The organism is Ancylobacter vacuolatus (assembly GCF_030813595.1).
Classification (GTDB): Bacteria; Pseudomonadota; Alphaproteobacteria; order Rhizobiales; family Xanthobacteraceae; genus Ancylobacter; species Ancylobacter vacuolatus.
In genome coordinates, this window is sequence record NZ_JAUSUH010000024.1 from 1 (window position 1) to 3,271 (window position 3,271).

The 3,271-nt window shown below is 65.9% G+C and carries 6 protein-coding genes; 2 read left to right on the top strand and 4 right to left on the bottom strand.

Features of this window, described 5'->3' with window-relative positions; translation table 11 throughout:
- The 4 genes from J2S76_RS23105 to J2S76_RS23120 form a co-directional block, all read right to left on the bottom strand.
- A partial coding sequence (locus tag J2S76_RS23105; protein ID WP_307064496.1) for a DUF3768 domain-containing protein occupies window positions 1-291 on the bottom strand: 291 nt, incomplete at its 3' end.
- Complete coding sequence (locus J2S76_RS23110) at window positions 288-884, bottom strand: recombinase family protein (RefSeq protein WP_307064498.1); 597 nt, start codon at window positions 882-884, stop codon at window positions 288-290. The genes J2S76_RS23105 and J2S76_RS23110, both read right to left, overlap by 4 nt.
- A gap of 130 nt (window positions 885-1,014) precedes the next feature.
- Window positions 1,015-1,623, bottom strand: coding sequence for a hypothetical protein (locus J2S76_RS23115; protein WP_307064500.1), 609 nt, complete (start codon window positions 1,621-1,623; stop codon window positions 1,015-1,017).
- A gap of 235 nt (window positions 1,624-1,858) precedes the next feature.
- Window positions 1,859-2,167 (bottom strand): helix-turn-helix domain-containing protein, encoded by a 309-nt coding sequence (locus tag J2S76_RS23120; RefSeq protein ID WP_307064502.1) that lies wholly within the window; start codon window positions 2,165-2,167, stop codon window positions 1,859-1,861.
- A 145-nt stretch (window positions 2,168-2,312) separates the two neighbouring features.
- On the opposite strand from J2S76_RS23120, the gene J2S76_RS23125 reads away from it, so the two are divergent.
- Together J2S76_RS23125 and J2S76_RS23130 are read left to right on the top strand one after the other, a co-directional pair.
- Complete coding sequence (locus J2S76_RS23125) at window positions 2,313-2,798, top strand: hypothetical protein (protein WP_307064504.1); 486 nt, start codon at window positions 2,313-2,315, stop codon at window positions 2,796-2,798.
- A 10-nt stretch (window positions 2,799-2,808) separates the two neighbouring features.
- The gene (locus tag J2S76_RS23130) at window positions 2,809-3,150 is read left to right on the top strand and encodes a hypothetical protein (protein ID WP_307064505.1); all 342 of its coding nucleotides are present in this window, start codon (window positions 2,809-2,811) and stop codon (window positions 3,148-3,150) included.
- Window positions 3,151-3,271: the final 121 nt, after the last annotated feature.

Genomic DNA, 3,271 nt, shown 5'->3' on the forward strand with positions numbered 1-3,271 from the left:
GGGGTCGGCGGGGTCTTCGCTGCCGAAGGTCAGGGTCGGGTCGCAATAGTCGATCTTCCAGAAAATGCGGCCGAGGCCATCCAGGGCGATAGCGCCGAAGTCGCGCTCGCCGTAGGGATCGTTGTCCGGCGTGAAGTCGTCATGGCGGCGGACGCGGGCGAGCACGGCGCGCAGCTGCCCGGGCGGCAGGGCGCGGATTCCGGCGGTAAGCATCACGTCGCCGGTTGTAAGGGTCCGGCGCAGTTCATCGTTCAGCTGGGCGATGGTAGCGGATCGCGGGGCGGTGCTCATGACAACACCCCCATGTCGGTGGCGGGCTGGTGGCTGTTACGCCCCAGCGCCCCGCCGAGGGTCGACCGCGCGACGCCGAAGGCGCGGCATACGCTGGCCTTGGAAGCCCCTGAGTCTAGCGCGGCGATGATCTGCTGCAGCTTCTCCTCGTCGATGGCGTGCGGGCGCCCGCCACGTCGTCCCCGGCGCTTGGCGGCGGCAAGCCCGGCGATGACGCGCTCCCGGGTCAAGGCACGCTCGAACTGCGCGAGGGCGCCGAAGATCGAGAACAGCAGCTCCCCATGCGGGGTGGTGGTGTCCATCTGCTCGGTGAGCGAGCGGAAGGCGACGCCGCGCTTTTTCAGGTCTTCGACCAGCGTCAAAAGGTGGATGAGCGAACGGCCGAGCCGATCGAGCTTCCAGACGATGAAGCAGTCCCCGGCGCGCAAATCATTGAGGCAGCGCAGCAGGCCGGGGCGATCATCCCTCGCGCCCGACGCCTTGTCGTGGTGGAGGTGGCGTTCATCGACGCCGGCGGCGATCAGAGCGTCGCGCTGCAAATCCACCGATTGGCGGTCATCCGCGCTCGACACCCGCATATATCCAACAAGCATGAGAGTTTCCCTGAGCGGCAATGAGGTGAGGCCCTAGGGGCGGCGCTGGCGGCGGAACCGAGCCGGCATCGTCATTGGCACCCCCGACAAGGCCGACAGGCACCAGCGCCGCCCCCAATGGCGGGGCGGGTCAGACCGCGGCGGCCGTGGCGATGATGGGCAGCAGCGCCAGCTGATGGGCGCGGCGCAGGAACGACGGCTCATCGGGCCAGTCGCGCCACGACAGCACGAACAGCCCGCCATCATCCTTCACATCGGTGATCAGCGCCTCATACCAACCCTCCTGCGGGCCGACAGTGGCGAGGACGAGGTGGCCCGGCCCGATCTCGCCCCAGCCGGGCGGCAACCGATAGGCCGAGAAGTCGTACAGCGCCGGGGCGAGCTTCTCGTGCTCGGCCTCGGAATCCCCGCTGTCCTGTTCCTCATCCTTCTCGCCGAGCGCGGCCAGCAACTCGCCATAGAGCGTCGCCTTGACGAAGGGCACGAAGGCCTTGCCGCTGGGAAACAGCCGTCCGAGCGGCAGCAGGCGGGCGAGCTTCGCGATCACCTCCCCGTTCACCGGGGCATGGCGCAGCCCCATGGCGGCGGCAGCCGCCTGCGCACCCTCGCTCTCGGTGGCGGCAAAGGAGGCAGCGTGGGGTTTTCCCGCCTCATCGCGGCCGAACAGCACCAGGGTGGCGGCGCGCGTGGCGGGCGGGGGCGCGTGCTTGGTAACGACGGCAAGGCTAGGTTTGGGCATGAGGTGCTCCTGAAATGCAGAAGGGCCCCGAAGGGCCCTTGGATGTGAGTGCGAATACCGGCTGCGGCCGGTTGTGGCGGCACCACCATACTACAATCTATAGTTGTTTTTCAAGGACATGGGGTTGTGGTCTGCATTTCGGGGCCATGCGAACAGCCGACAACGCGCGGCGTGGCAACGGCTTTTTGCTCGCCGGTATTCTATTTTGCCTTGCTGATTATGCCGGTGTGAATGCCTAGCCCGGCGAGCTACGCGATGACTTGCGGCCACGTCGCAGAGGAGGCGGCGGGGTGCCATCAGGCGGGAGCAAGAGTAGCTCGCCGACATCAACCCCCATCGCAGCGGACAGCTTGTCCAGCACGCCCACAGTCGGGTTGTAGGTCTCGGTTTCAATCTGGCTGACATAGCTGGGGTCGACGCCAGCGTCGATCGCAAGCCTCTCTTGCGAGAGACCACGCTCGACCCTTATCCGCCTGAGATTCCAGGCAACGCGCTTTCGGCCATCCATGGCCGCAAGCGACCAATTTGCCGTATCGATTACCATTGAGTATGCTCAATGCTATCGAGTTATTGGCGTCGCCGCCGCTGCGCACTCGGCTCCGAAGGGCATCTCGCGCTCAAAAGGAGCTCCGATCACTCGCTCAACGATCAATCCAGGCAACGCGGACAGCCGACCAGTCGGAGGTAATATGAAACTACATCGTAAGACTACCGGGGCAGGCAGCCCCCGAGCTGGGCGGGCGCGCTTCTTCAACCTGATAGCGGGCGCCTTGCTCGGCCTCTCAATGCCGCCAGCGTCGGCAGCCGATCTGCGCACCCTTCAACAGGCCGCTGGGGCCGTCGAGGCCTACGAGCAAAGCAAGGATACCTGCTACTACGCCCCTGGAGTCGGGGAGATCGTCCAGCGGGTGAATGTCCATTTTGAGCGCCAGAACGGCTTCATCTGGCGGGGCCTGCGCGAGGAAGCAGCGCCCATGATCGGAATGGGCGTCAATATGGATCGCATCATCGAGCAGGGTCGAGAACCCGCGAAGGCGGACGCGCAAAGGCTCTGCGACGTCGTCGCCATAAACGTCGGCTACCTTCTCGCCATCGGGCTGATGATCGTCGGTCCGACAGCGCCGGGCATAGAGGATTTGGATTGCCTCAGTGGCGGTCATGGCCGAGTGAAGTGAGGAGCACGCCATGCGCATCGCCGTCCTCATCATCGCCCTGTGCCTCATGCTGGTCGTCGGGCTGCAATCCTGTGTCGTCAGCATGAGCGGCAGCCTCGCCAGCAAGGAGACTGTCTCCGCCGCCGGCGCCGTCGGGCTGCTGGTCGCGCTGCTCTTTGCCTTCGGTGCCGCCTTCGTCATGGGTTTCCCGAAACTATCGACCGGCATCTTCGCCTTTGCCGCCCTTCTCGCCTTCGGCTTCGCCGCCGAGTTCCCGGACCTCAAGGTGTGGGGCTTCGTGGCGCTGGGGCTCGCCGTGCTGTCCTTCCTCGGCAGCCGCGAACTGAAGAAGAAGGCCGGCGAAAAGAACTGAACGCCGACCACGGCCCGCCGCACCTCGCGTGTGGCGGGTGTCTACCCAACACCATGGCGCCCTCGCCACAACCGCCGCACGGACTTCCGGCTGAGGCGGACGCGCAACTGCGCCAGCCCTC

What these genes read in the sequence shown, in the direction of transcription:
- J2S76_RS23110 (WP_307064498.1), bottom strand. Translation starts at nt 884, where the DNA reads ATGCTTGTTGGATATATGCGGGTGTCGAGCGCGGATGACCGCCAATCG.
- J2S76_RS23115 (WP_307064500.1), bottom strand. Translation starts at nt 1,623, where the DNA reads ATGCCCAAACCTAGCCTTGCCGTCGTTACCAAGCACGCGCCCCCGCCC.
- J2S76_RS23120 (WP_307064502.1), bottom strand. Translation starts at nt 2,167, where the DNA reads ATGGTAATCGATACGGCAAATTGGTCGCTTGCGGCCATGGATGGCCGA.
- J2S76_RS23125 (WP_307064504.1), top strand. Translation starts at nt 2,313, where the DNA reads ATGAAACTACATCGTAAGACTACCGGGGCAGGCAGCCCCCGAGCTGGG.
- J2S76_RS23130 (WP_307064505.1), top strand. Translation starts at nt 2,809, where the DNA reads ATGCGCATCGCCGTCCTCATCATCGCCCTGTGCCTCATGCTGGTCGTC.